The 24,808-nt window shown below is 43.7% G+C and carries 25 protein-coding genes; 16 read left to right on the top strand and 9 right to left on the bottom strand.

The window, feature by feature from the left end:
* Positions 1 to 42 precede the first annotated feature (42 nt).
* The 3 genes from ACQCN2_RS10950 (at position 43) to ACQCN2_RS10940 (ending at position 2,337) form a co-directional block, all read left to right on the top strand.
* Entirely contained in the window at positions 43 to 612 is a 570-nt protein-coding gene (locus ACQCN2_RS10950) for a glycerol-3-phosphate responsive antiterminator (protein ID WP_426928944.1), read from the top strand.
* 169 nt (positions 613 to 781) lie between these two features.
* On the top strand, positions 782 to 1,786 hold the full coding sequence (locus ACQCN2_RS10945; RefSeq protein WP_426928943.1) for an HD-GYP domain-containing protein: 1,005 nt from the start codon (positions 782 to 784) through the stop codon (positions 1,784 to 1,786).
* A gap of 167 nt (positions 1,787 to 1,953) precedes the next feature.
* Positions 1,954 to 2,337, top strand: a complete 384-nt coding sequence (locus ACQCN2_RS10940; protein ID WP_426928942.1) for a response regulator — start codon at positions 1,954 to 1,956, stop codon at positions 2,335 to 2,337.
* Here the strand turns inward: ACQCN2_RS10940 and ACQCN2_RS10935 are convergent.
* Together ACQCN2_RS10935 and ACQCN2_RS10930 are read right to left on the bottom strand one after the other, a co-directional pair.
* On the bottom strand, positions 2,334 to 3,632 hold the full coding sequence (locus ACQCN2_RS10935; RefSeq protein ID WP_426928941.1) for a hypothetical protein: 1,299 nt from the start codon (positions 3,630 to 3,632) through the stop codon (positions 2,334 to 2,336). The genes ACQCN2_RS10940 and ACQCN2_RS10935 overlap by 4 nt on opposite strands.
* The gene (locus ACQCN2_RS10930) at positions 3,619 to 3,990 is read right to left on the bottom strand and encodes a hypothetical protein (RefSeq protein WP_426928940.1); all 372 of its coding nucleotides are present in this window, start codon (positions 3,988 to 3,990) and stop codon (positions 3,619 to 3,621) included. Before ACQCN2_RS10930 ends, ACQCN2_RS10935 begins: the two co-directional genes overlap by 14 nt.
* Before the next feature lie 119 nt (positions 3,991 to 4,109).
* Between ACQCN2_RS10930 and ACQCN2_RS10925 the strand changes: the two genes are divergently transcribed.
* A complete protein-coding gene (locus tag ACQCN2_RS10925; protein ID WP_426928939.1) occupies positions 4,110 to 4,763 on the top strand; it encodes a glycosyltransferase in 654 nt (217 codons plus the stop codon).
* 16 nt (positions 4,764 to 4,779) lie between these two features.
* Here ACQCN2_RS10925 and ACQCN2_RS10920 read toward each other — a convergent pair whose 3' ends face one another.
* Positions 4,780 to 5,124, bottom strand: a complete 345-nt coding sequence (locus ACQCN2_RS10920; protein ID WP_426928938.1) for an MmcQ/YjbR family DNA-binding protein — start codon at positions 5,122 to 5,124, stop codon at positions 4,780 to 4,782.
* A gap of 506 nt (positions 5,125 to 5,630) precedes the next feature.
* On the opposite strand from ACQCN2_RS10920, the gene ACQCN2_RS10915 reads away from it, so the two are divergent.
* Positions 5,631 to 7,058 carry an alanine/glycine:cation symporter family protein gene (locus ACQCN2_RS10915; protein ID WP_426928937.1) on the top strand — a complete coding sequence of 476 codons (1,428 nt, stop codon included), beginning with the start codon at positions 5,631 to 5,633 and terminating at the stop codon, positions 7,056 to 7,058.
* Between the two features lie 97 nt (positions 7,059 to 7,155).
* On the opposite strand, the gene ACQCN2_RS10910 is transcribed toward ACQCN2_RS10915, so the two are convergent.
* Positions 7,156 to 8,796: a family 10 glycosylhydrolase gene (locus ACQCN2_RS10910; RefSeq protein WP_426928936.1), complete on the bottom strand. Its 1,641-nt coding sequence runs from the start codon at positions 8,794 to 8,796 to the stop codon at positions 7,156 to 7,158.
* A gap of 212 nt (positions 8,797 to 9,008) precedes the next feature.
* Between ACQCN2_RS10910 and ACQCN2_RS10905 the strand changes: the two genes are divergently transcribed.
* From ACQCN2_RS10905 to ACQCN2_RS10860, 10 genes are all read left to right on the top strand, one after another.
* The gene (locus tag ACQCN2_RS10905; protein WP_426928935.1) at positions 9,009 to 11,204 is read left to right on the top strand and encodes a DNA topoisomerase III; all 2,196 of its coding nucleotides are present in this window, start codon (positions 9,009 to 9,011) and stop codon (positions 11,202 to 11,204) included.
* Positions 11,205 to 11,415: 211 nt separating this feature from the next.
* Complete coding sequence (locus ACQCN2_RS10900; RefSeq protein WP_426928934.1) at positions 11,416 to 12,372, top strand: bile acid:sodium symporter family protein; 957 nt, start codon at positions 11,416 to 11,418, stop codon at positions 12,370 to 12,372.
* Between the two features lie 78 nt (positions 12,373 to 12,450).
* Positions 12,451 to 13,032 carry an RNA polymerase sigma factor gene (locus ACQCN2_RS10895; protein ID WP_426928933.1) on the top strand — a complete coding sequence of 194 codons (582 nt, stop codon included), beginning with the start codon at positions 12,451 to 12,453 and terminating at the stop codon, positions 13,030 to 13,032.
* On the top strand, positions 13,007 to 13,912 hold the full coding sequence (locus ACQCN2_RS10890) for a hypothetical protein (RefSeq protein ID WP_426928932.1): 906 nt from the start codon (positions 13,007 to 13,009) through the stop codon (positions 13,910 to 13,912). The genes ACQCN2_RS10895 and ACQCN2_RS10890 overlap by 26 nt, the downstream gene beginning before the upstream one ends.
* 181 nt (positions 13,913 to 14,093) lie before the next feature.
* Positions 14,094 to 14,804, top strand: coding sequence for a Crp/Fnr family transcriptional regulator (locus ACQCN2_RS10885; protein ID WP_426928931.1), 711 nt, complete (start codon positions 14,094 to 14,096; stop codon positions 14,802 to 14,804).
* A gap of 22 nt (positions 14,805 to 14,826) precedes the next feature.
* Positions 14,827 to 15,579: a nucleoside phosphorylase gene (locus ACQCN2_RS10880; protein ID WP_426928930.1), complete on the top strand. Its 753-nt coding sequence runs from the start codon at positions 14,827 to 14,829 to the stop codon at positions 15,577 to 15,579.
* Positions 15,580 to 15,594: 15 nt separating this feature from the next.
* A complete protein-coding gene (locus tag ACQCN2_RS10875; RefSeq protein ID WP_426928929.1) occupies positions 15,595 to 16,200 on the top strand; it encodes an ECF transporter S component in 606 nt (201 codons plus the stop codon).
* A gap of 35 nt (positions 16,201 to 16,235) precedes the next feature.
* Complete coding sequence (locus ACQCN2_RS10870; RefSeq protein ID WP_426928928.1) at positions 16,236 to 17,003, top strand: energy-coupling factor transporter transmembrane component T family protein; 768 nt, start codon at positions 16,236 to 16,238, stop codon at positions 17,001 to 17,003.
* A complete protein-coding gene (locus ACQCN2_RS10865) occupies positions 17,000 to 17,839 on the top strand; it encodes an energy-coupling factor ABC transporter ATP-binding protein (RefSeq protein WP_426928927.1) in 840 nt (279 codons plus the stop codon). The genes ACQCN2_RS10870 and ACQCN2_RS10865 overlap by 4 nt, the downstream gene beginning before the upstream one ends.
* 2 nt (positions 17,840 to 17,841) lie before the next feature.
* Positions 17,842 to 18,630, top strand: coding sequence for an energy-coupling factor ABC transporter ATP-binding protein (locus ACQCN2_RS10860; RefSeq protein WP_426928926.1), 789 nt, complete (start codon positions 17,842 to 17,844; stop codon positions 18,628 to 18,630).
* A 79-nt stretch (positions 18,631 to 18,709) separates the two neighbouring features.
* On the opposite strand, the gene ACQCN2_RS10855 is transcribed toward ACQCN2_RS10860, so the two are convergent.
* Both ACQCN2_RS10855 and ACQCN2_RS10850 read right to left on the bottom strand, forming a co-directional pair.
* Complete coding sequence (locus ACQCN2_RS10855; RefSeq protein ID WP_426928925.1) at positions 18,710 to 20,860, bottom strand: YhgE/Pip domain-containing protein; 2,151 nt, start codon at positions 20,858 to 20,860, stop codon at positions 18,710 to 18,712.
* Between the two features lie 38 nt (positions 20,861 to 20,898).
* Positions 20,899 to 21,702, bottom strand: a complete 804-nt coding sequence (locus ACQCN2_RS10850; protein WP_426928924.1) for a formate/nitrite transporter family protein — start codon at positions 21,700 to 21,702, stop codon at positions 20,899 to 20,901.
* 181 nt (positions 21,703 to 21,883) lie between these two features.
* Here ACQCN2_RS10850 and ACQCN2_RS10845 point away from each other — a divergent pair, with 181 nt between their 5' ends.
* Positions 21,884 to 22,561: an MgtC/SapB family protein gene (locus tag ACQCN2_RS10845; RefSeq protein WP_426928923.1), complete on the top strand. Its 678-nt coding sequence runs from the start codon at positions 21,884 to 21,886 to the stop codon at positions 22,559 to 22,561.
* 64 nt (positions 22,562 to 22,625) lie between these two features.
* On the opposite strand, the gene ACQCN2_RS10840 is transcribed toward ACQCN2_RS10845, so the two are convergent.
* The 3 genes from ACQCN2_RS10840 to ACQCN2_RS10830 all read right to left on the bottom strand — a co-directional run bounded on the left by ACQCN2_RS10840 (position 22,626) and on the right by ACQCN2_RS10830 (position 24,783).
* Complete coding sequence (locus tag ACQCN2_RS10840) at positions 22,626 to 22,928, bottom strand: YxcD family protein (RefSeq protein ID WP_426928922.1); 303 nt, start codon at positions 22,926 to 22,928, stop codon at positions 22,626 to 22,628.
* Positions 22,916 to 23,338, bottom strand: a complete 423-nt coding sequence (locus ACQCN2_RS10835) for a hypothetical protein (protein ID WP_426928921.1) — start codon at positions 23,336 to 23,338, stop codon at positions 22,916 to 22,918. The genes ACQCN2_RS10840 and ACQCN2_RS10835 overlap by 13 nt, the downstream gene beginning before the upstream one ends.
* A 155-nt stretch (positions 23,339 to 23,493) precedes the next feature.
* Positions 23,494 to 24,783, bottom strand: coding sequence for an ammonia-forming cytochrome c nitrite reductase subunit c552 (locus ACQCN2_RS10830; protein ID WP_426928920.1), 1,290 nt, complete (start codon positions 24,781 to 24,783; stop codon positions 23,494 to 23,496).
* Positions 24,784 to 24,808: the final 25 nt, after the last annotated feature.

The following is a 24,808-nucleotide window of genomic DNA, read 5'->3' as shown; positions in this document are numbered from 1 at the left end:
ACTCTAGTGAATGAAACTGGAAATGAAAGGTGAACAATGGGGATGAGCTTTTTTGGACAAAAGGTGTTACCAGCAATTCGAAAAATTGAAGATATCGAAAAAATGATGTCTAGCAACTATGAGTATATTGTAATTCTGGATTTGCATGTGTCCAGATTGAAGCCCATTTTTCAAATGGCTAAAGCCAATCAAAAAAAGTTGATCATTCATATGGATTTAATTCAAGGTTTGAGAAGCGATGAATACTCCACCGAATTCATTTGTCAGGAATACCGGCCATTCGGAGTGATCTCAACAAAAGGAAGCGTTATTCAGAAAGCAAGACAAAAGGGGATAAAATCGATTCAGCGTATGTTTTTATTGGATACAAGCTCGATCGAGAAGAGTGTTGCGTTAATGGAACGCACACAGCCGGATTATATCGAAGTGCTGCCAGGCATAATGCCCAAAATCATTAAGGAAATTCGGAACCGGACGAATAAAGATGTTTTTGCTGGAGGTCTAATCGATACGATTGAAGAGGTAGAACAGGCCCATGTCGCGGGGGCCATTACGATCACAACCTCCAATAAAGACCTATGGAAATACTATGATCCTGCAAAAGGAAACTAAAGTGATAGGCAGCAAGGACAGCTCTTAAGGGGCTGTCTTTTTTTGTGTGAGAATTTTGTGAGAACGATGCGATAGAATTCCTGTTAAAGACAAGTAGCTGCTACTCGGTTGGAAATAACATTCTAAAACGAAACTGTATTGTATTTTAGCTTCATACGGAGGATGGAAGATGAAAGCAGTAGACCTGATTGGATACAGGTTGAAAAGGGATCTATTTACGAGAGGGGGATTATTGTTGGTAGCTGAGAATACCATTTTGACAGAATCACATGTCCAAGCTATCAACAATTATGGCATGGTTGTTTCGGAGCAAGATGTAGAACTTGCATCGGAAAAGACAAATGGAGGTTTGGTATATCGGGCGACGGAAGAGATAAGGGAAGTCTTTCAACATATACGTTCCACGGGGGATTTGCCCATGGAAGAACTGCAAACCAATATCATCCCCACTATCCATCACGCGACGGAATTTCCCAATTTATACAGTGTATTATCGGGTTTACAGGCAAAAGATGATTATACCTATCGCCACAATATTGGAGTAGCGGTGATTTCTACGTTGATAGGCAAATGGATACGATTGAATAAAGAGGACCTGGACCTATTAACTTTGGCTGCTACGCTTCATGATGTAGGTAAAATCAAAATCAGCGATGCCATCCTAAACAAGCCTGGCAAATATACGGATGAGGAATACGACATCATGAAGCAGCATGCCATTTTCGGGTATGAGCTCATTCGGCAAACACCGAACTTGCACCCACGTGTAGCACTAGTTGCCCTGCAGCATCATGAACGGGAGGATGGGTGCGGATATCCACATAAGGTTAAGGGGGAGCAGATCGATTTTTTTAGCAAAATTGTTGCGGTTGCAGATGTATTCCATGCCATGACTTCACATCGGGTGTATAAGGAAGCACAGCCGTTCTTTAAGGTGCTGCAGCAGATGATGGCCGATCGTTTTGGCAAGCTGGACCCGGTCATTACCCATCAGTTTGTTCAACGAATGATGGAGATGGCAATCGGCAGCCAAGTGATTTTAACGGATGGACAGCAAGGACGAATTACTATGATTCATCAGGAGGACCCGATTAGTCCATTGATACAGCTTGGCAACAAGTATTTGGATTTACGAAAATATCCCACCATTCATATCGATCAGCTTGTAGGCTGAAGGGTAATACATATTCCACTTGCCCGATTCTCCTAAGGGAGGATAAGGCATTTTTTGTGTCATTTCGGTTTGTGAGAATTTTGTGAGAACCGTTTAGTAGAATTTTACATTGAACAAAGTGACTTAGGGACATTCTCTAAATGGAAATCAAAGGATTGATCAAGAGGATGAATAGTAAAATTGGATATTTTGCAAAGATAATCGTGGCGGATGATGTATCGTTTATGAGATTAATGCTTAAGAACGTATTGGAGGACGCCGGTTATTTGGTGGTAGCGGAAGCGAACAATGGGGAGGAAGCTGTCCGCAAGTTCAAACAGTACAGCCCTGACTTGATCATCATGGACATTACGATGCCGAAGCTGGATGGGATAAAAGCTATGTTGGAAATCAAGAAGGTTGACCCTACAGCGAGAGTCATCATGTGCACGACCATGGCCCAACGCCCAATCGTGATTCATGCAATTAGATGCGGGGCAGACGATTTTTTAGTAAAGCCTATTCAACGAGAGAATGTACTAAAAGCGATTGAAAAGGTATTAAATCACTAACCGGAAGAAGCCAGGTAATACTTCTGAATCTCTTCCAATGTTTTTTGAGAAGGCTGTATGAATTCCCGATCCCAATCTTCCGGGGGTGAATCAAGGGAGATGCCCTTTTCATTCAGCAAACGATATAATTTTTTATCAGCTTGAGTTGGGAGCCACCAGGTGTAGATGGGGTTGGTTTGTCCCTTGAGCAGGAATTCGAACACAAACTTCAAGTAAGACGCAAGGGACAACGATCCGTAGTTCACATCTCGTTCAGGCTTTGGAGCTGGGTACATCTTAGGATAACGCAATGGGCCATGGTTAATGGAGATGCCGAGGAAGCCAATGGGCGGAATATTGTTTCCGAAGCCCGGAATGGTAAACGGTAAATCCGCCGCAAAATGAACACGAATGATGACCGAGTTGATAAATTGTTGTTCAAATCGAGTTTCTTTTTGCCAAATTCCTAAATCCCTCGCTTTTTTATCCCAGTAGATAATCGAGGAATTGTGCGCCAGCCAGAAGGTGGTTGTCATCTGTTCCAACGTTTGAAAGAATTCTTCTTCGTCATCTTTGAACGGATTCAACAGGTCATACCACTTGAAGCATCCATGCTTTTGGCGCCAGTTTTGACCCAATACAAGAAAATCAATCAATCGTTGAATGCGGAGATCAAGACTGCTTTGATTGCCGGCTAACAGGTGGGCTGCCTCCAACAGATCGGCAGCGAAATTGCCATTGACAAAATCCCAGTAATTCATAAGGCCTGCTTGCAGTCGTTTTTCATTTACTCGCATGCTGGCAACTTCCCAATCGGCGAAAGTAAAGACATCGTTTCCGAAGTAGAGTTCAAAGGGCATAAGATCGTTTATAAAGCTGAAGCGATACGGACTTGCCTGCTGGAACCAGGACTTAATGTAATCCAACCGAGTTGACGGAGGTAGGAAGCTCGCTCTTTTCAAGTAAGAGGTCTCCTCCAGGTCTGCTGTGAATTTTTCAGTTGATGAAGCTGCAGCAATATATGGGGATGCCGGAGTAAGGAATTCTATCCCGTTTTGGTCTGTGTCGTACTGGACGATGACGTGCGAGAGAGTTGATTTTGCCCGGGATGATACAAAGAGCTGATTCCATTGTTGTTTGGTTGAATCTCCTGTTGCTCCAATAATTGTGATAGGCTTCTCGGCTTCTCCATTGAAATACAAGGATCCGGCGTCTTGAACTATCATCTTGTTGCGGCTTCGAACATTGATCACTGAACCGGCTTCAACGGTTACACAGCTGCCTGAAGGAATGGTTAAGTCTTCAGGTCCGATCATGTAGGGGGCCTTTTTGGGCAGTCAGAAAACAAGACCCTGTGATCGTACCAGATAATCGGGTGTACTTGTCGATGTGCAACTGGTAAACGTTCTTGGGATCAGGATCTGGCCCGACTGTGAGTTTGATCAAGTACAATCCGTATTTCATCGGAAAGAACGGAAGAACGATGGGTGAGTTGGGTGTAAATATGGATTTGGCAAGCTTGGTTCCATGAGAGTCAAAGATTTCGATGTTAGAAGACGGATGAGTCAGATTATTGATATGGATTTCGATAGCTTCTGAGGAAGTAAGCCAGATTTTGTAGGATTCTTCTTTTGGTTCGAGGTTTGGTGAGGATTTTTGAGATATCAAATTCATATGGATCTCCTATTAAGAGGGTTATGAAAGCCCTCTTTTATTAATTGGAAGAATGAAAAGAAGAGAAAAGTAAAAAATAACATGGGTTCCATTATTGAATCAAAAAGGAGTAAGCACCCATGACAAAAAATTTCTTAAAGTTAACATTGTTGGTGATGTCGCTTGCATTGATTTTTGCACCTTTACAAGTTCAAGCACAAGGAAATCCAGGCGCGCCTAAACCGTGCATTAGCCAAGCGGAGGTACAGCTAAAGGGTGACTTAAGGAGAGTGTTAACTGACCACCTTATTTGGACAAGAAACTACATGATAAGTGCAATAGAAGGTCTTAAAGATCAAAAGCAGGTAGAAGCAAGACTATTGAAAAATCAAGAGGATATTGGAAATGCGATAAAACCGTATTATGGAGAGGCAGCAGGCAATAAGCTGACTGAACTGTTTAAAGAACACATCGTGATCGCGGCGAAAATTATTGACGCGGCAAAAAGCGGAAATCAGGCTGAATTTAACAAGCTCCATAAGGAATGGCATCGAAATGCTGATGACATTGCCCAATTCCTCAGTAGCGCCAATCCCAACTGGTCAACTAACGTATTAAAAGACTTGTTATACACACATTTGAAATTACTTACAGATCAAATTGTAGCTAGACTTAAGAAGGATTATGATGCCGAGATTTTGGCCTTTGATAAAGGGGAAGATCATATTTTAAAATTGGCTGACACTCTTACGGAAGGGATTGTTAAGCAATTCCCGGACCGATTTAAAAAGTGATAACCGATTGGCTTGTTTATTCGAGGGTTTCTTTTTCCGCTTTTGTCAAACTCTTATAGACAAGCCGATACGAATCATCAATCATCGAAAGAACTTCTTCTTTCGGAATGCTGCCGTCTAGCAGAATGGTATTCCAATGCCGTTTGTTCAGATGATAACCTGGCGTGACCGCTGGATATTGCATGCGTAAGAGTTCAGCCACTTCCGGCTCGCATTTTAGACTGACAGTCCCTACATTTTCTTTCACGCCAAACAGCGCGAACATCTTGGAACTTACCTTGATGACTAGTACGTCATCGCCAAACGGATAGGTTTCTTGCGCCCCTTTTTTGCTGAGACCGTATTCAATGTAAGCTTTCATTGTTGTTCAACTCCTAGTGGCGAAAGTAAAGACATCGTTTCCATAACGTGTGGGCGGAAGTCGTCTTCCAAAACTGTGTATATTGAAAATATAATGGAAACCATGAATAAGCGACAAGCACTAAAGCAATCACGGCATCAAAATAGGTGACCCTATCCGTAACCCGATATCCAAAATTTGTTGATTCATTAAAAGTCTGCCCGATAAAAGCAGGCTTTTTATATTGGAAAAATATTGATGGATAAACGTATTTTTTCCATTATCGAGATAGAAAGTATTGAAATATCAGTAAAATTAATTAGATTTGTTCAAAGGTTGATCACAAATATGTATAATAGATAAAGTGTCTATGCCAAAAAAGCATATATACATTAGTCATTGTCCGTGATTTATTTAGTAGAATTGTAAAGCAAAACGGAAGATGGCAGGTAGGTAGGATGTCTTGCACTGGAGACGGATCCTTTTACATGGATGCATTAGAAATTGAACTAACAAGAGGTGAAGACATGGAACAATTACTATTAGATGCAATTGGTAAAGTAAATGATGTACTTTGGTCTTATGTATTAATTGCAATGCTTGTATCATTGGGGCTTTATTTTACGTTTAAAGGGAAGTTTTTGCAAATCCGCATGTTGGGTGAAATGGTTCGGGTCTTAAAAGAAGGGAAATCAGGCTCGAAGGACAGTATTACTCCGTTTCAAGCATTTTGTATCGGGATGGCCGCTCGCGTTGGAACAGGGAACATCACCGGTATTGCTCTAGCGATTGCTTTAGGGGGACCAGGCTCCGTCTTCTGGATGTGGGTAATTGCTCTTATTAGCTCAGCTTCCAGTTTTGTAGAAAGTACGTTAGCACAAGTTTATAAAGTAAAAGATCATGATGGTTTTCGTGGCGGCCCCTCCTACTATATGGAAAAAGGGTTAAACAAACGCTGGATGGGTGTTTTATTCTCCGTACTGATTACGATTTCTTTTGGTCTTATATTTAACTCGGTACACTCCAACACCATTACCATTGCGTTTGAGAACTCCTTTGGTACTGATCGCTTAACAGTAGGGATCATCTTGACGGTTATTTTTGCCTTCATTATCTTCGGCGGTGTGAAGCGTATTGCGGCATTAGCAGAATACAAGGTAATGTTCCTTGCCGTATTGTACATTGGTGTTGCCTTGTATATTGTTTTAACCAACATTACCAAAATGCCTGAAGTTCTTTCGCTTATCGTAACGAATGCATTTGGTATTCATCAGGTGATCGGTGGTACAGTCGGTGCAGCTCTGATGCAAGGGGTTAAACGCGGATTGTTCTCCAATGAAGCAGGGATGGGTAGTGCGCCTAACGCTGCCGCAACAGCAGTTACCAGTCACCCGGTCAAACAAGGACTGATTCAAGCATTTGGCGTATTGACGGATACATTCATCATCTGTACAAGCACTGCCTTTATCATTTTGTTCTCTGAATCCTACAAAACACCTGGGTTAAGCGGTGTTGCTCTAACACAAGCATCCTTAAGTGAACACTTGGGTTCTTGGGCATCAGGCAGTCTTGCTATCTTTGTCTTACTGTTTGGATTTGGGTCATTAATCGGGAACTACTACTATGGAGAAACCAATATTCGTTTCTTGCATGGCAGTAAGGTGTGGCTGTTCGTCTATCGAGTGGCCGTGATGGCAATGATTCTATTTGGTTCAGTGGCACAACTCCAAGTGGTGTGGGACATGGCTGATTTGTTCATGGGCTTCATGGTGATTGTAAACTTGATTGCAATCTTCATGTTATCCAAGATTGCCTTTGCGGCTTTGAATGACTATATCAAGCAGAGAAGAGCCGGAAAAGAACCTGTTTTCTATAAAGACAGTATTCCGGGTGTAGAGGATGTTGAATGTTGGGATCTTTCTCCTTCCGCTTCAAAAAAAGAGAAAGCCGTCTAATGTAAACCGCGCAGGCCCTCCGGAGCCCTACGAAAGATAACGATTCAATACGAAAAGGGACTCCATAATGAATGGGGTCCCTTTTTCTAGCATCTTCTTACTGGTGATAGTAGCTGCTTAACGCTTGGACAATGCCAAGTGGATTTTTACGCAGATCCTTGGCACTGAAGAACACGTCTCCTTGCACTTGCGGGAACTGCTCATTATACTTCAACTGGTTAATGATTTCCTGAGAAGACTGCCAACCGGCTTCAGACGTTCCGAGCTTGTAAGGCGAATGCCCGATGTAGAGTTTGACATTTGTATCCTTCACTTCGTTGGCCCACCATGCTACGAGCTTGTCGTACTTGGCTGGGGTGAACGAAAGGCTCCAATAGATTTGTGGGCATATATAATCGATCCATCCTTGTTGAATCCAGGTACGCACATCGGCATACATGTTGTCATAGGCGGTTACACCAGCTTTGGTATCAGAGCCAGTTGGGTCGACTGTTTTGTTGCGCCACACGCCAAATGGACTAATTCCGAATTGAACCTCAGGCTTGACGCTGTGAATCGACTCTCCCAGCTGCTTCACGAACTGATTAATGTTGTCACGGCGCCACTCAGCTTTGGTGGCAAATTGGCCACTGTTATAATTCTTGAAGGTTTCATCATCAGGGAACACGCCATCTGATGGATAGAAATAGTCATCCAGATGCACGCCGTCTATTTGGTAACGATTCACAACCTCCATAATCTCGTCAATAATCTCCTGACGAGCCTGCGGGATGCCTGGGTTGATGTACAGCTTGCTTTTCGCGTTCACGATCCAATCGGGATGAAGTTTGGCGACATGATTGGGAGCAAGCTGATCCGTTTTGGCATCAGGGTTGGCGCGGAAAGGATTAAACCACGCGTGGAATTGCATGCCTCGTTTGTGAGTCTCTTCAATCATAAAAGCGAGCGGGTCGTACCCCGGGTATTGTCCTTGCTTGCCTGTCAAATATTTCGACCAAGGGACCAAAGAAGACGGGTAAATTGCGTCAGCCGATGGACGTACTTGCACGAACACCGCATTTATTCCCATGCCTTGAAGATCTTGCAGCAATTGAATGAATTCCTGCTTCTGCTTGGTCTGATTGGCTACGGAAGCGGTAGACGGCCAATCCAGATTGTAGACGGTGGAAACCCAGACACCTTTTAAAGAAGAACTGGAACTGGCTGAGCCATTTTGAGAGTCATTTTGATTCCCAATAATATCTGCAGGGGGAACCTGACTGGGTGGGTCAATCGGTTGAGGAGCGGGCTGTGTTGACTTGGACTCTAGAAGAATCGTTTGAGTCTCTTGTTTCCAGGTTACACGCAGTCCTAACTTCTCACTTACAAAGCGCAGCGGAACCATGGTACGCCCCTGCTTGATTTGAACGGACGCATCCAGAGCGACCGTGGTACCATTCACGTAAGCATGTTTCTCACCCGCAGTCATCATGATGGAAGTACTGGATGTACTGACCGACGCGGTTTGGCTGCTTTGATCCCAAGAGACCTTAGCGCCGAGGTTTTCGCTGATGACTCCCAGGGGAACCATTGTCACGTTTACTTTGGGAATGATGTAAGGAGCGACATCACTATTGATTTGAGCACCGTTTAAATAGATGCTGATTCCTTGAGCGGTCTGGGCATTAACCTGCATCCCGGCCGCGGGAATACACAATACAATCAAGAGAAACAAGGTGATCCATTTACGAAGTTGCATTCTTCTAATCCTCCAGAATGATTGATAGGTTCTGTCAATGTCTACTATTGTAGACGATTTTTTGGCAGGTTTGTTGCACTGAATTGGAGGAATCGACAATCAAGGGGAAAAACGATGTGTCATCACTCGATTTGACAGGAGAGATAAACACTGAGAAGCTTGAAGTATTAAGTTGATGGATGGGTTCCGTCCATTTGAAAGGAAGACTACACATGAGTAAAACACTAGTCCTGACTGAAAAGCCATCGGTTGGACGCGATATAGCAAAAGTCTTGCATTGCAATCAAAAAGGAAATGGATACTTCGAAGGGGATAAGTACATCGTCACCTGGGCGTTGGGTCATTTGGTTACGCTCGCAGATCCCGAGGTGTATGGGGAGCAATACCGTTCGTGGAGAATAGAGGAACTGCCTATTCTTCCGGCTTCCTTGAAGCTGGTTGTGATTAAAGAGAGCAGCAAACAATTCCAGATCGTCAAGAAACAATTGAACCGACAAGACGTGGGAGAGATCGTCATCGCAACCGATGCAGGGCGCGAAGGTGAGTTGGTAGCTAGATGGATACTTGAAATGGCCCATGTCAAAAAGCCAATCAAACGCCTATGGACGTCCTCGGTGACAGATAAAGCCATTAAGGATGGTTTCCGCAATCTTAAACCTGGTAAGGAGTATGAAAATCTGTATGCCTCCGCCGAAGCTCGTGCCGAAGCGGATTGGGTGGTTGGAATTAATGCCACCCGAGCGTTGACGTGCAAAAATAACGCTCAGCTTTCCTGTGGGCGAGTGCAGACGCCTACGCTTGCGATGATCGCCAAGCGGGAAGAAGAAATTCGCAATTTCACGCCTAAATCATATTACGGACTAGTAGCGGTTGCGGCGAATAACCTGAAGCTGCAATGGCAGGATGGACAAACCAAAGATGTACGGACGTTTTCCAAGGAAAAGAGCGACCAAATCCTGTCGTCTCTTAAAAATAAAAGCGCGGAGATTGCCGACGTAAGCAAAACGAATAAGAAAAGCTTTGCCCCCCAACTGTACGATTTGACCGAGCTGCAACGGGACGCCAATAAATTCTTTGGCTATTCGGCAAAAGAGACGCTTTCCATCATGCAGGGCCTCTATGAAAATCACAAGGTGTTGACCTATCCGCGAACAGACTCTCGTCATCTGTCGTCGGACATCGTGGACACGTTGCCAGATCGTCTTAAGGCCATTCAAGTAAAGCCATATAGTCAGCTGGTTGCCAAAGTCTTGCGAGCACCTATCCATGCAAACAAATTTTTCGTGGATGACAGCAAGGTGACGGACCATCACGCGATTATCCCGACAGAACAACCGGCTTTCCTCGGGGCGTTGAGTGAAAAGGAACGAAAGATTCACGACTTGGTTGTGAAGCGGTTCTTGGCTGTTCTTTATCCGCCGTTTGAATATGAGCAGACAACAATCCGGGCCAAGATTGGAGAAGAGACCTTCGTTGCCAAGGGAAAACGGGTGCTTACTTCAGGCTGGAAAGAAGTCTACGATCAAGACGTGGAGGAAGAGGACAGCAAAGATGGCGTAATGGAGCAACTCCTCCCAACGATCAATAAAGGCGATCGACTCACGATCACGTCCATTACCCAGAGTAAAGGGGAGACCAAACCACCCGAGCTTTTTAATGAAGCAAGCCTGCTTTCCGCTATGGAGAATCCCGTGAAATACATGGCGAGTGACGACAAGGAGCTGCAGAAGACCATCGGAGAAACAGGCGGACTAGGAACGGTAGCTACTCGCGCGGATATTATTGAGAAGCTGTTCAATAGTTTCCTGATCGAAAAGAAGGGTCGAAGCATTACCATCACTTCAAAAGGAAAGCAGCTTCTTGAACTGGTGCCAGCCGAGTTGCAATCCCCGGCGTTGACCGCAGAGTGGGAGCAGAAGCTGGGGAGGATTGCAAAAGGCACACTGAATAAACAGTCCTTTATCACCGAAATGAAAAGCTACGCCAAGACGGTTGTCCAAGAGATCAAAAGCAGCGAGAAGAAGTTCAAGCATGATAATGTAACCAGAACCAAGTGTCCGGAGTGTGGGAAGTTTTTGCTTGAGGTCAACGGTAAAAAGGGCAAGATGCTTGTCTGTCAGGATCGAGAGTGTGGGTATCGAAAAGGTATTGCCAAAGTAACCAATGCAAGATGCCCGCAATGCCACAAGAGGCTGGAGCTGCGAGGAGAAGGTGAAGGCCAGACATTTGTGTGCGTCTGTGGTCACAGGGAAAAGCTGACCTCTTTTAATGAAAGACGGAGTAAAGAAAAAAACAGCCAGGTCTCCAAAAAAGAAGTCTCCAAGTACCTGAAGCAGCAAAATCAACAGGATGGCGACGGTATGAATACAGCGCTTAAAGATGCGCTATCCAAATTGAAGTTCGATTAAAATCGATTCTTTTGAAAAATAGACATCCGTATGCTTACTGAAAAGCAGGCTAGATGACCGTGAATAATCTATCAGAGATTATAGCGGCTGTTTAGTCTGCTTTTTTTATTGAATAGAATTAATCTTATAAAAAGTCTGGAAATTAATGTTTAGTTATTATAAAATAGTTTAATCCAATTGGAAGGAGAATACAGTTAGAGGAGAGGGAGAAATGAAAACAGTAGAGAGAATCAGTAATTTTGTTGGCAGTACATTTTCTGTTTGGGTCATTTTGTTTGCCAGTCTTGGTTTTTTTGCACCCGGAGTTTTTGTTGGACTAAAAGGTAACATTTCCTTGTTTCTTGGGATCGTTATGTTTGGTATGGGGCTTACACTTTCCTCGGCAGATTTTCGTGAGGTTTTTCGTCGACCAATGGATGTGGCTATCGGTGTAGTAGGCCATTATCTGATTATGCCCATGCTTGCGTTTGGATTGGCTATTGCCTTGGACCTTCCGCCTGATATCGCTGTCGGGGTGATTTTGGTAGGATGCTGTCCGAGCGGTACGGCTTCGAACGTGATGACCTTCCTTGCCAAAGGAGACGTGGCTCTGGGGGTATCGATTGCTTCCGTCTCTACGTTAATTGCACCGCTTGCAACTCCGGGGATCATTTCCCTTTTAGCACACAAATGGATGGATATTAACGCGAGCTCGCTCTTTGTGGACATCATGAAGGTTGTCATTATCCCGATTATTCTTGGTGTCGTGGTGAAGGCACTGTTCAAAAAACAGGCGGAAGCCAGCACCAAAGCCTTGCCGCTGGTATCTACCATCGCTATTGTATTGATTGTCGCGATAGTCGTAGCAGTGAATAAGGGCAAGATTTTAGAGACTGGTCCGATGATCTTTGCAGTCGTTATTCTTCATAACTGTCTTGGATTTTTACTAGGCTACTTATTCGCCAAGTTGTTCAAAATGAATCTGGCGAAACGAAAAGCGGTTACGCTGGAAACCGGGATGCAGAATTCAGGTCTGGGTGCTGCTTTAGCCGCTGCCCATTTTAACCCGATTGCGGCTGTGCCTAGTGCCATCTTCAGTGTCTGGCACAATATCTCAGGATCGATTTTAGCTACATGGTTTTCGAAAAGAACAGAAGAATCCCTACCCGTTACGAAAAGCGGCCTTTAAAAGGTCGCTTTATTATTTTACTGAAATGTCACAAACTGGGTTTCTTGTTTGTTATACAAATAAAGGGAGGTGAAAGAGTTGGATCAAGAGCAGATTGAACAGTTGGTAGAGGAAGCGAAGGCAGGTTCTATAGAGAAATACGGAATCATTATTGAAATGCTGCAGCAACCCATATTTAAGTACTGCTACCATATGCTTGGGCAGCGTGAGGAGGCTGAGGATGCGGTTCAAGAGGTATTTATTAAAGCGTATGAAAACCTCGATAAATACTCACATACGGTATCCTTTTCCTCTTGGGTGTACAAAATCGCTTACCATCACTGTTTAAATCTTATCAAAAGAGCAAAGTCTCTTCGGGTGGCCTCTTTCTTGAGGATCGGGACACCATTCATGAGTAGGAACGAGGGAGAGCTGAAAGTGGATAGCGAGTATCTTAGTGAACCACTCCATATTGCTTTATCCAATCTTTCTGCAGAGGAACGAAATCTTATTATCTTGCGAGTAGTAGAGGAAAAGGGATACGAAGAACTCTCCATATTATTAAACAAAAAAACGGCGACATTACGTAAGCAATATGAGCGTGCACTGAAAAAGTGCAAGCATTTCTTGCATGCAGTGGAAGGAGGGGGAGTGAATGAACACTACTCAGCAATCCGATGAACTAAGAGATCTGTTTCAAGATACTCAGTTGCCAGAAGTCGATGTAAAGGATCGTGTACTTCAGAAAATATATGAAAGAGCGAATCAAAAGGAGGTCTATCCAATGAAAATAAAAGTGAGTCTAATCACCGCAGCTGTTCTTATATTTGTGGCGACGACCGCATTTGCTGCTATTAAAGTGTATGAAATAAAAAGTAACAACAGTGATTTTGTCGTACAAGTAAAAGAAACAGATCAACCTTCTGCCAGCCACTCTAACAGTTATAGAGATAAAATAAACCAAGCGCGAGAAGCTTTGGAGCCCAACACGGCTGCCGCAGTATATGTAGTGAGTAAGGAAAATCCAGATAAAAGGATTAGTTATATTACCAAACCATTGATATCGACGGACCTTAAAGTTATTCAACAAGAAGCAGGAAATCGATTTTCCTACCCTTCAGAGTTAGTCGGTGGTTATACCTTTAAAGAGGGTTATGTCTATCATCACTATAATGATCGACAGTATAACGAGAATGTCTTCTACGACGAAGCGGAGAAGACAAAGAAGGATGTCATCATCAAGGAGCTAACCGTTGACTCTAAAGTAGAGAGCATGAGGGCAAGCTACGCTGGTAGTAAGGGTGAATTTTCGATCATGTTCCACAAACTTGATGGAATAACCAGCATGAGCTCTAATGCGGGACCAAATGATAAAGTGGAGAAGGTAAAAATTCATAATATAGATGCGTTGTATCATGAGATGCAAATCCCAGAGGACAACGAGGTAGTGAAGTATTTGGAAATGATTAAGGAAGATACGCATGTATCAGTAACAATACACACTGCTTCACCCCAAATCACCAAAGACGATTTGGTCGAAATCGCGAAGGCTTTAAAATAAGCTCGATTAAAAAAAGGAGCGCCTCTAAGAATATAGGGGGCTCCTTTTCTTGTTTTTCCAGAAATATATGAACAGAAAGACATATATCCAGCAATTATAAGTAAAATCCATAAAATCCGTGTTACTATGTGAGTAAAGTCGGACACATGTCCTGTTCTTGTCCACCAAGGAGATTGTATAGTTGAGGTGTAAACAAATGAATGTTCAGACAATTGCAGACATCATCGAGAACAACCAAACAATCTATCAAATGCTGAAGCACTGCCCTTACGAGATATTAAGGCATTGGCATCTGAGTGAATATCCGAGCGGGACGATCATTTTTCATCAAGGGGACGTACAAGAAAGTTTCTACATTATTGTAGACGGTTCCGTTGATATCAATATCATGGCGGAGAACGGAAAAAAATACTCCCAAGCGACATATCATTCAGGCTACATGATCGGGGAACTCGAGATATTTGATCAGAAGCCATTTGTTTGTAATGTGGAAGCGCTTACAAATGTGAAATTGATAGAACTGAAGCGTGAAATCTTTTTTCAATGGTTGAAGCTGGATCAGAATTTTCATCAATATATTACAAGATCGTTGTCCAGCCAATTTTATCGATTATCGCGAAAGGCAGGCGATGACAATCTTTATTCGTTATATCACCGAGTCTGTCGCTATTTAATTGATTATCTGGAGCAAGGTGTCAAAAAGCGGCAGGGTACGGAAATCAACGTGAACAAACACATGTTGAGCCAGCAATTTGCGGTAACTCATCGGAGTATTAATCGAATTCTTCAAGTGTTGAAAGAAAAAGAGATTATTGAAATCAACAGTCATACCCTGATTATTCGGAATAGTACAAGACTAAAAGAAGAAGAACAACTAAGTAGACTAGATTAATCTCGAAAGGGGTATAGAGAAAGTGACCAATAACCTGCAGCCACATATCAGACTTGGACAGGGGCTAGATGTCGAATATGCGCTTTTACCTGGGGATCCCCAACGTGTTCTAAGAGTTGCCCAATTTTTGGATCATCCAAGGGAGTTAGCGAATAATCGTGAGTACCGGACCATATTAGGTTCTTATAAGGGAGTCAATGTACTCGTCACCTCCACAGGAATTGGGGGCGCATCCACCGGCATTGCTGTCGAAGAGTTAAAAAACATCGGAATCAAAGCCATGATCCGAATCGGAAGCTGTGGAGCCATGCAAGATCATATTCGCTTAGGCAATTTAATCATTGCGACGGGTGCCGTACGTAATGACGGGGCATCTGACGCCTATGTGGAGCGAGGATACCCGGCGATTCCAGATGCTGAATTACTATTTCATCTAATAGGGTCAGCCAAACGGTTGGGTAACGCCTACCATTATGGTCCCATTCGGAGTCATGACAGTTTCTACACGGACGAAGAACAGGAGATTGACAGCTTCTGGGCGAAAAAAGGAGTCCTGGCAGCTGATATGGAAACCGCGGCACTATTCGTGATTGGCGGATTGAGGAAATTGAAAGTTGCCTCCATTCTGAATGTGGTGGTAGAAGCAGACGGCAACCTGGAGGGGGGGATTAATGACTACGTAGACCAAACCCATGCAAGTACCCAAGGTGAAGAGAGTGAGATCATTACCGCGTTAGAAGCTTTTGTAGCTTACAGGAACTGGTCAATTAACTAAAGGAGGCTTTTATCTATGCAAAAACCAAACATGTGGTCCTTTCGTTTTTCTACTGCTGCACTTGTGTTGATTCCAGCTGCTGTTGGTATTAACTACATTGGGAAATTATTTGCCGGAGTATTGAAGCTGCCTTTATGGCTTGATTCTATCGGTACCATTTTGGCGAGTATGCTTGCAGGTCCGATCATTGGTGCAATCGCAGGTGCAATTAATAATATTATTTATGGACTCACCGTTGATCCGATCTCATTCGTATATGGTATCTCCAGCTTGTTCATTGGTTTAATAGCAGGTATTTTGGCCTACAAAGGCTGGATTGCCAGCTGGAGCAAAGCCATCGTGGTTGGTTTAGCCGTTGGACTTACAGCGATTGTGATCTCAACTCCTATTAACATAGGCTTCTGGGGAGGACAGACAGGCAACTTGTGGGGAGACGCTCTATTTGCCACAGTGATGGCCAATACGGGCTCCATATGGTTAGCGTCCTTTTTAGATGAAATGGTGGTTGACCTTCCCGATAAAGTCATTGCGGTTCTTATCAGCTACGCTATCTATAGAGGTCTTCCGAAGAATCTGATCCATCTTTATAAAAGCAATAATAAATTGGAATCCATTGATTAAGAGAGCTTTTTTCAGAGGAAGATGGTGAGATCAACTTGAAGTCGATTAGCTTATATGTAGAAAAACAATCGTTTATTCACGACATCGATCCAATTAGTAAGCTATTTTATATTTTCTTTGCAATCGCAGTTCCCATTATTCTTCCATCGATGAAAGTCACCTTTATCTGCATGCTAGTAAGCATTATCCTGCTTTTGATGGCCAAAGTGATAAGAAAAGCGCTGCCCGTTTTTGGGTTTGCGCTCTTGGTTCTGGTGACTGTTGTACTTATCCAGGGGTTTTTTAAAGCGGAGAATGAAACCGCTTTGTTCCATCTTGGGTCGTTCACCTTCTACAAGGAAGGCTTTGTATATGGAATGCTCATTACCATGCGCGTGATCAACATCGTAGGGGCTTTCATGATTCTTGTCTTGACCACGAAGCCCTCTGATCTGGTGGAAGCCTTGGTTCGCCGAGGTCTTTCCCCGCGAATTGGATATGTGCTGGTTTCGGTCTTCCAAATTATTCCCCAGATGATAGCAACTATGGGAACCATTACAGACGCACAGCGTTCAAGAGGGATGGAAACGGAAGGAAAGCTGAGTGTACGCGTGAAGGCATTCTTGCCTTTGCTCGGCCCAGTCGTTCTGAACTCGCTGATTAATACCAAAGAGAGAGCGATGGCCCTGGAAGTCCGAGGATTTAACGCACGGGGAAATAAAACCTATTTATACGAAGAAAAGAAACATTCCTACAGCACAGTAATCCAATGGGGGCTTATGCTCTTGGTGGTACTGGCCATTGTATGGAGGATACTGGGATGAAGAAAATTACGGTCGAGAATCTTAAATACAAATATCCGTTAACAGAGAAACTAGCCATCGATGATCTGTCCTTCGATGTGGAGCAAGGGGAATTCATCGGAATCATCGGTCGTAATTTATCGGGCAAGTCTACGTTATGCCAAGCGCTAGTAGGACTTGTCCCTCATTTCTATCAAGGCGCTTACGGTGGTAAAGTCCTCATTGATGGGTTAGAAGTGAAAACCAGTACGATTAGTGACTTGTCTCTCAAAGTAGGCATCGTATTTCAAAACCCCTTTACGCAGGTAACGGGTTCCAAGCTGACGGTGTATGAGGAAATTGCTTTTGGTCTAGAGAATATTGGAGTTCCGCGCAAAGAAATGATGGAGCGCATCGATTCCGCTCTTCATCTGTTGAATATCTATCCGTATCGGGATCGTCATCCGTTCGATTTATCAGGGGGTCAGATGCAGAGAATGGCGATTGCCAGCATCATTGCCATGAAGCCAGATATTATCGTGTTGGATGAACCGACATCTCAGCTTGATCCACAAGGTTCGGAAGAGGTTTTCCGAGCGATTCAAAGCTTAAGCCACCAAGGCATGACCGTCATCATGGTGGAGCACAAAATGGAGAAAATTGCGCAGTACTGTAATCGCGTGATGCTCTTGGATCACGGGAAACTGATTGATTTTGACACGCCAGAAAAGATTTTCTCGCGAGAAGATTTAGGTGGTTATGGCGTCACGGAGCCTGTCTATACGAAGGTGTGCAAGGCATTGCAGATCAAAAAAGTCAATTCCTCATCTTACCCGGTTACGTTAAATGAGGCAGTTGAAGCATTGGGGAGAAAATGACGATGATCCAAGTAAAAAATCTATCCTTTTCCTATACGCCAGGAACCGAAATTTTGACCGGTGTCAATCTGGATTTCGATCAGCGATCCACTGCAATCATAGGCCAGAATGGGGCAGGAAAGACGACCTTGGTCAAATTGTTGAAAGGACTGCTGAAGCCTAGTCAGGGAGACATCATCATTCAAGGTCAGAACCTGAAGGATACAACAGCAGCGGCTATCTCCTCAAAAATTGGCTTGGTATTTCAAAATCCGAACGACCAGATTTTTAAGGGAAAAGTATTGGATGAAGTGATGTTTGGTCCAATCAATATTAAGCTCGATGAACAAACCGCAAAGAAAAATGCGCTAATCGCCATCGAAATGGTCGGGTTATCAAACAAGCTGGACGTCAATCCCCAGGACCTCAGCTTATCCGAGAAAAAACTCCTTTGTATTGCCTCAATTATCGCAATGGATACGGACATTATCATTTTTGATGAACCGACCATTGCGCAAGATTATGAGGGCAAAGAGAAGATCAAACAAATTATGCAGACCTTGAAAGCGCGCAATAAACTGGTGATGACGATCATTCATGACATGGATTTTGTAGCGGAGAACTTTGAAAGAACAATCGTCATGAGTCAAGGCAAAGTCATCCTCGACAGCGATACACGCCATGTGTTTGCTCAAGCGGACATTTTGGAAAAGGCGCATGTAGAGACTCCTTCTATTACCCAGTTGGGTGAGAAGTTAGGGTATACGGATACCTTTCTAACAATAGATGAGTTTATTACATCCAAACAATAACGGATGGGGAGACTGTGACCGCAGTTTCCAAATTTAAAAAGCGTGGGGATCCCCACGCTTTTTTCTTGTGACAGCACACTTAATGTATCAGCTTGCTTTCCTTGGCTTTGACAACCAAATGAGCAGTTGAGCGGTTAATTCGCTTCTTCAACGCCAAGCCGATGACAAGAAAAATGCCGACAAAAACCGCCATCATTAGTAAATCTCGAGAGACAATATCCCGGAGTATTCCCCCTACCGCTTCCCGCATCATGCTAATCCCATAAGTGAAAGGCAAATAAGGATGAATGGCTTGAAAAAACGGTGGTGTAACCTGAATCGGAAACGTGCCGCCAGACCCCGCAAGCTGAAGGACGAGCAGAACAATGGCCATCGCCTTGCCAACGTTGCCGAATACAGATACCAGTGTGTAGACGATCAGCATGAACACACCGCTTAACACAAGCCCGAATAGCACAAACCATAGCTTGTTTACTACGTAAGTGCCTAGTATGAAGATGTCTCCCATCGTGACCATCAAGGATTGCAGGAGTGCCAGCGTCAGGAAGGTCAAAAAACGCCCGAAGTAGATCTCATAGCTTTTATACTCAGTGTTAGGATGGTGCACTTCCACACTTAATAAGGAAACCAGCAGCAAGGCACCGACCCACAGCGAGAGAGTGGTAAAAAAGGGTGACATCGCGGAGCCATAATTAGGAATGGGGAAAAGCTTATGTTCCTTCAGTACCACTGGTTCAGCAAAAAATTCGCTTCGTTTGGCCACGTTATTCTGGAGCAAATCAATGATTTCGTTGATATTCCCTTTTTTTTCAAAGTCGCGGATCCGATTAGCCAGTGCTACGAGCTTGGTTTCAAACAGGGGAAGTTCTTTTTGAAGAGTCAGAAGCTCCTGATTCCCAAGGGCCAAGCCGGTAGCAACATCCTGAAGGATCTTTTCGACATCGGGGATACTCTTGGTTACATCGGCGAGGATGGCTTTTGCATCATTGGTTGTTTTTTTGGCTTTCTCTACTCCCTGTTGGATCTTTGGCACGATTTCGCGATCATAGCGTCCGAGAATGTCACCGATGAATGCAGAGCTCTCTTGTGATAACTGGTTTAACCGGGTAATCAGCTCAGCAGCTGGTTTTTCTCCTCTGTCAAGTGCCTCTCTGATTCTGGTCACTGTCGATGCTTGCTGTTGCAGGTTGGACGTAATTTGCAGGAGCTTGTCGGTCAGGTTGGTATGCCCGCTCCCTCCAGTCAGTTGGTTTAGTCGATCGAATAACACGGACAGATCTTGAGTGACTTGGGCAGCTGTTGCGAGTCGATTGGCGATTCGATCCAGTTGAGTTTTCACCAAGTTCGGATCAATCAGAGGATCCTGCAGCATATCTGTTATTTGTTTCATGATGATGGTAGCTTGTTGAAGCAAGAGTAGATCCTGCTTCACGTTGGGTGCGACGGTGTCAAGTATCGCGGAGCTGTGATCGAGCAGGAGTCCTAGATGATTGGAGAAATCCTGCCCGTCTGTGGCGAGTTTCGCTATGGTAGGAAGATCAGCTTGTGCTCTCTGAATGATTTCATTCGTTTTGTGAATATCCTGGGAACCGATAGCAACCGCTTGATTAATGGTAGGAATCATGGTTTCCAATTTGAAGATCATATCTCTTACTTTCATAATGGTTGGAAGGTCGCTTTGTAACGCAATTCCAATCTCGTTGAAGATCTGAAAAATGGCCCCGTTAGCCGTTTTGATAAAGTTCCGGTTCACTTCTTCAATGATTCCACTGGCTCCTGCTGCAGAGATTTTTGGGGAGACGGCATTAATCTTTTCATTCACGTCGTATAAGATCTCCGCTTTTTGCGGGCTTTTGGTCAACACGGTAGCAATCTTGGCCGAGAAGTCTGCTGGAATCGTGATGCTTGCATAATAATTCCCATGCTGAACCCCATGGAAAGCCTGAGCCTCGTCTGTAAACACCCAGCCGATATTATGGTTTTCTCTAAGAGAAGCAATAATTTCATTCCCGATGTTCAGGTGTTTGCCGCCAATCACTGCACCTTGATCGTTGTTCGCTACTGCAATGGGTAATCCGCTTGTTCTTCCATAGGGATCCCAGGAGGATTCAATATTAAACCAAGCATAGAGCGATGGAAGAAATACGAGTCCGAGAATGACAACAGAAGCCACCCAGTTCGTGACGATATTTTTCATATCTCGGGTATAAATCTGACGGATCGTTTTCATATCGATATCCCCTAATGAATCATCCCAGTGCTTTATTCCTAATGAGTCTTACCTTCTGCATCGAGTTCTTCCAAATAAGGCTTATTCATGTAGTAATACATATAACCCATAAGCCCAGCACCACCGATCAGATTCCCAATTGTAACAGGCACGAGATTATGAATAACTCCGTAATAGGAGATGGTTCCAGGATGATTCAGAACCAATGCGATGGCGAAGGTACACATATTGGCGATACTATGCTCATAGCCGGAAATAAAGAAACAGAAGACTAACAGCATCATAGCGAACATTTTTGCAAAATCGTCTTTAAACCACATCGGAACAAAGAAGGCGAGACACACCAGCCAATTACAAAGGATGGCTCGAAAAAACAGCTCGGAAGTTGGAGCATGCATTTTTTTTACCACGACACTAAGTAAGAAGCTATTGACGGAAGCATCATTGAACAGTCCTGTTGTATAAATCAATAAGGCGAAAAAAGCGGCTCCGATGATATTGCCCACGTAGCTCATGATCCATAGCTTGATCACATCACTCCAGCGGAGCTTTCTGCGAAGTGCTGCATAGGTATGATAAAACGTGTTACCCGTAAACAAATCTCCTCCACCGTATAAAATTAAGATAATCGCAACGCCAAATGTGGCCGCGGCGATGGGATAAGTAAAGGGTGAATGTACCATATAGAAGTAGTTCCCTGTCTTAAAGGCGACGATTACTCCAAATCCGATGAACATACTCGCTAATACGGACCGAGCTAGATAGCGTAAGCGACTCTGCTTAAATACCTTGTACTTTTTTAAAGCTAATTCTTCTACTTTCTGTAAGGGTGTTATTTCCATACTTCCTCTACCACCAATCTATAAAACTTGTGTCATCGTATTGTACCCTGTGACGTAAGTCTTATTCAACAGCACCTTTTTATACATAGTTGTTTAAAGAACATTACTTTGTTCCTTCACAGTGTTGCAATCTCTTGAATCCTTGGTATTATGTATAGATATTGATTAGGAGGGAGAAACAATGGACTACGAATTATTGATAAAGCTGGCGATTGCCTTGTTGCTTGGCCTTCTAATTGGTATCGACAGGCAATTGAAAAGCAAACCTTTGGGCGTTAAAACAAGCATGGTCATCTCGGTTGTTAGTTGTTTGATCACGATCGTATCTATCGAATCGGTTCATCGCTACTCCGTTCCAGGGCATACGAATATGGATCCAATGCGTTTGGCGGCGCAAATTGTGAGTGGTGTCGGCTTTCTCGGAGCTGGGGTTATTTTGCGCAGAAGCAATGATGTGATATCCGGATTGACGACAGCATCTATGGTTTGGGCCGCATCAGGCTTAGGGATAGCCGTTGGAGCAGGGTTTTACACAGAAGCTACGGTCACTAGTGTTATGATTATATGTGCCATTAACGTGCTGCCATTTGTGATCAAAGGGATTGGACCCAGTACGTTACGCAAAAGAGACCTTGCGATCAAGATCGTAGTAGAAGGCCAGAAAGAGCTAAATCCTTTATTCAAGGAGATTAAGCACCTGGACCTGAATGTCAAACGAGTAAAAGTGAGAGACAAGGACCAAGAACATCAAGTCCTGGAAATGTTGATTCTGGCGCCGGAAAAAGTCTACACTACGGATATTTATTCTTCATTGAAATCAGTGGATCATGTGATTTCCGTTGAGGTAGAGAGTCGATAAAAGAACAAGCCCACTGAAACCACGATGAGTTTCAATGGGCTTGTTTTTATTGAGTCGTAGGACATTAGTAGCTGGTATAGCTGGCGAGGGCAATGATTCCTTCTTCATCCTCTAGCTTAAGTTCAATAGAAGCAGCGTAGGGGTCACGCTGAAGCTGTGTCTGCAAGTAAAAGCGCACAGCTTCAATTAAATTGGCTTCGATGAGAATTTGTTGCCTTTGAGAAACTTCAATATCAGCGGAGAAGCCATGATCATCATCCCACACTAATTCAACCACGACCTGATCAGGTTGAATCTGTCTTTTGCTAGCTACGTGAATACATATGGCATTAATTAAATCTTGTTCCGAGAATTTTATCGTTTCCATGTGTCCATTCCTTGTTTCGGTCGTTGATTTTTAAAGTAGTGATACGCTTTGCGAATCAGTGCAATGACAGCGATAATCGCCAGGATATTAATCAAGAATCCTAGCATGGAGCCAAGAATTCCGAGATTGCCGAATAAGCTGCCGAATAGCAATCCAGCCAAACCGCCCATTAGCAGACCCTTCATCAATCCGCCTTTACTAGGGGATGTTGTGGCTGGAGCTTTTGCTGGAGCGTCAGGACTTTTGTTGGTGCTTGAATTGTACGTTGAGTCTGCCTTGTTTGGAGTTGTTGTAGAGTTAAAAGATTTTTTTCCGGATTTATAGCCTTTGGCGTCAGCGTGATCTGCGTTTAATCCAAAGGGAGCAATCAGCAATGTTAAAGCGACAAGAACCATTAAAAACCTCTTCATGAGTATTCCATGTCTCCTTTCTTGTTGAACCACAAACCGTTTATTTAAATATAATTATATACTAATTTCAAAGTAGATCAAACTTGTGAATTCCAACTTAATGTTTATCAATAATAAAAACCTGATTCTCTTAGCGAATCAGGTTTTCCAATTTGCTATTTTGCTGCAGTTGGTTGAGAAATCGCTTGGAATGCGAGAAGTTGTGCTTGACGACTGTTATCAATCGATTTTCCGAGAGTTTCAAGCGCTAGCTGTGGGTTATGGAAGCCCATGCTGTTTTCAGCGGCGACATAATCCCATTCAAATTGGCCATTACGGATTAATTTTTGTGCTTTGGCGATGAGGTCTTTGTTGGCTTTTGGACTTTCTAACGCTTTCTTCACAGCTTGGTGTGCTTCATTGGAAGCTTCTTGAGCTTTGAGCATCAGGTCATACGTTTTAACTTGTGTGTACAATACACGGTCTTTCAGCTCGTCTGTTGTTTTTTCACGGTGGCAAGTACGGCAAGATTGTTCGATGGTCTCAGGAGTTTTGATGGGGCTTTGCCAGTGGTGGGAAGAATATTTGTTTTTGTCGCCATCCCGTTGGTAAGGCATATGGCAATCTGCGCAGCTTACGCCATTCTGACCATGCATACTGGAAGAAAACATTTCAAACTCAGGATGTTGAGCTTTGAGCATAGGTGTTTTGGAATCTGGATGTTCCCAATCTTTGAACCCTTTTTCGTCATAATAAGCAATGATCTCGTCAGGATTTTTACCCTTATCCCATGGGTTTACGACTTCTTTCGTGTCTTTCTTCATGTAGTATTCATTGTGGCACTGGGCACATACATAGGTGCGCATATCTTGCTTGGATGCTTTGGAGAGATCAACATTCAAACGCTGCATTGCATCTTTGAAGTTCTTGTTCGTCACTTTCAATTCTGTTGTTTTCGCATCGTGACAGTTGGCGCAGCCAATCGGGTGAGTAATTTGGTCCTTCCGTTGATTAAACGGAACCTTGAAGAATGCGACGCCTTCTTTTTCAACCAATTTTGGAACATCGGGAGATTTACAGTTCCAACAGGAGGAAGGGGATTTCTCGTCGATCCGCTTGATGTGGAGCACGTCTTCTATCGCATACACGTGACCCCGTTCTTCGTTATATTCTTTGGCAAAACCATATCCTTTGAATAATTGAGGAAGAAGCGGTTGTTGTATGTAGTGGGATACAGGTTTAGACCCGCCGAACTTGGTGGAAATTTGGTCTTCTTTGTTTTCCAGATAGCTTTGATATTGAAGGGGAAATTCTTTACCCCAAACGGCAGAATCAGATTCGCCATCCGGAATATTGGTTTGAATAGGGGGAGCCGATGCTTCCCGGTTGCTGCTGCAGCCAACGGCGATTAAACCGAAGCAGAGAACGAGGGCGAGAACGGCCATCCATTTGTGTCTCGTCTTCATACCAAACACGTTCCTTTCTTAAACG

It is taken from the genome of Brevibacillus ginsengisoli (assembly GCF_050113715.1).
Lineage (GTDB): Bacteria > Bacillota > Bacilli > Brevibacillales > Brevibacillaceae > Brevibacillus_H > Brevibacillus_H ginsengisoli.
This window is presented reverse-complemented; position numbering and strand designations above follow the sequence as displayed.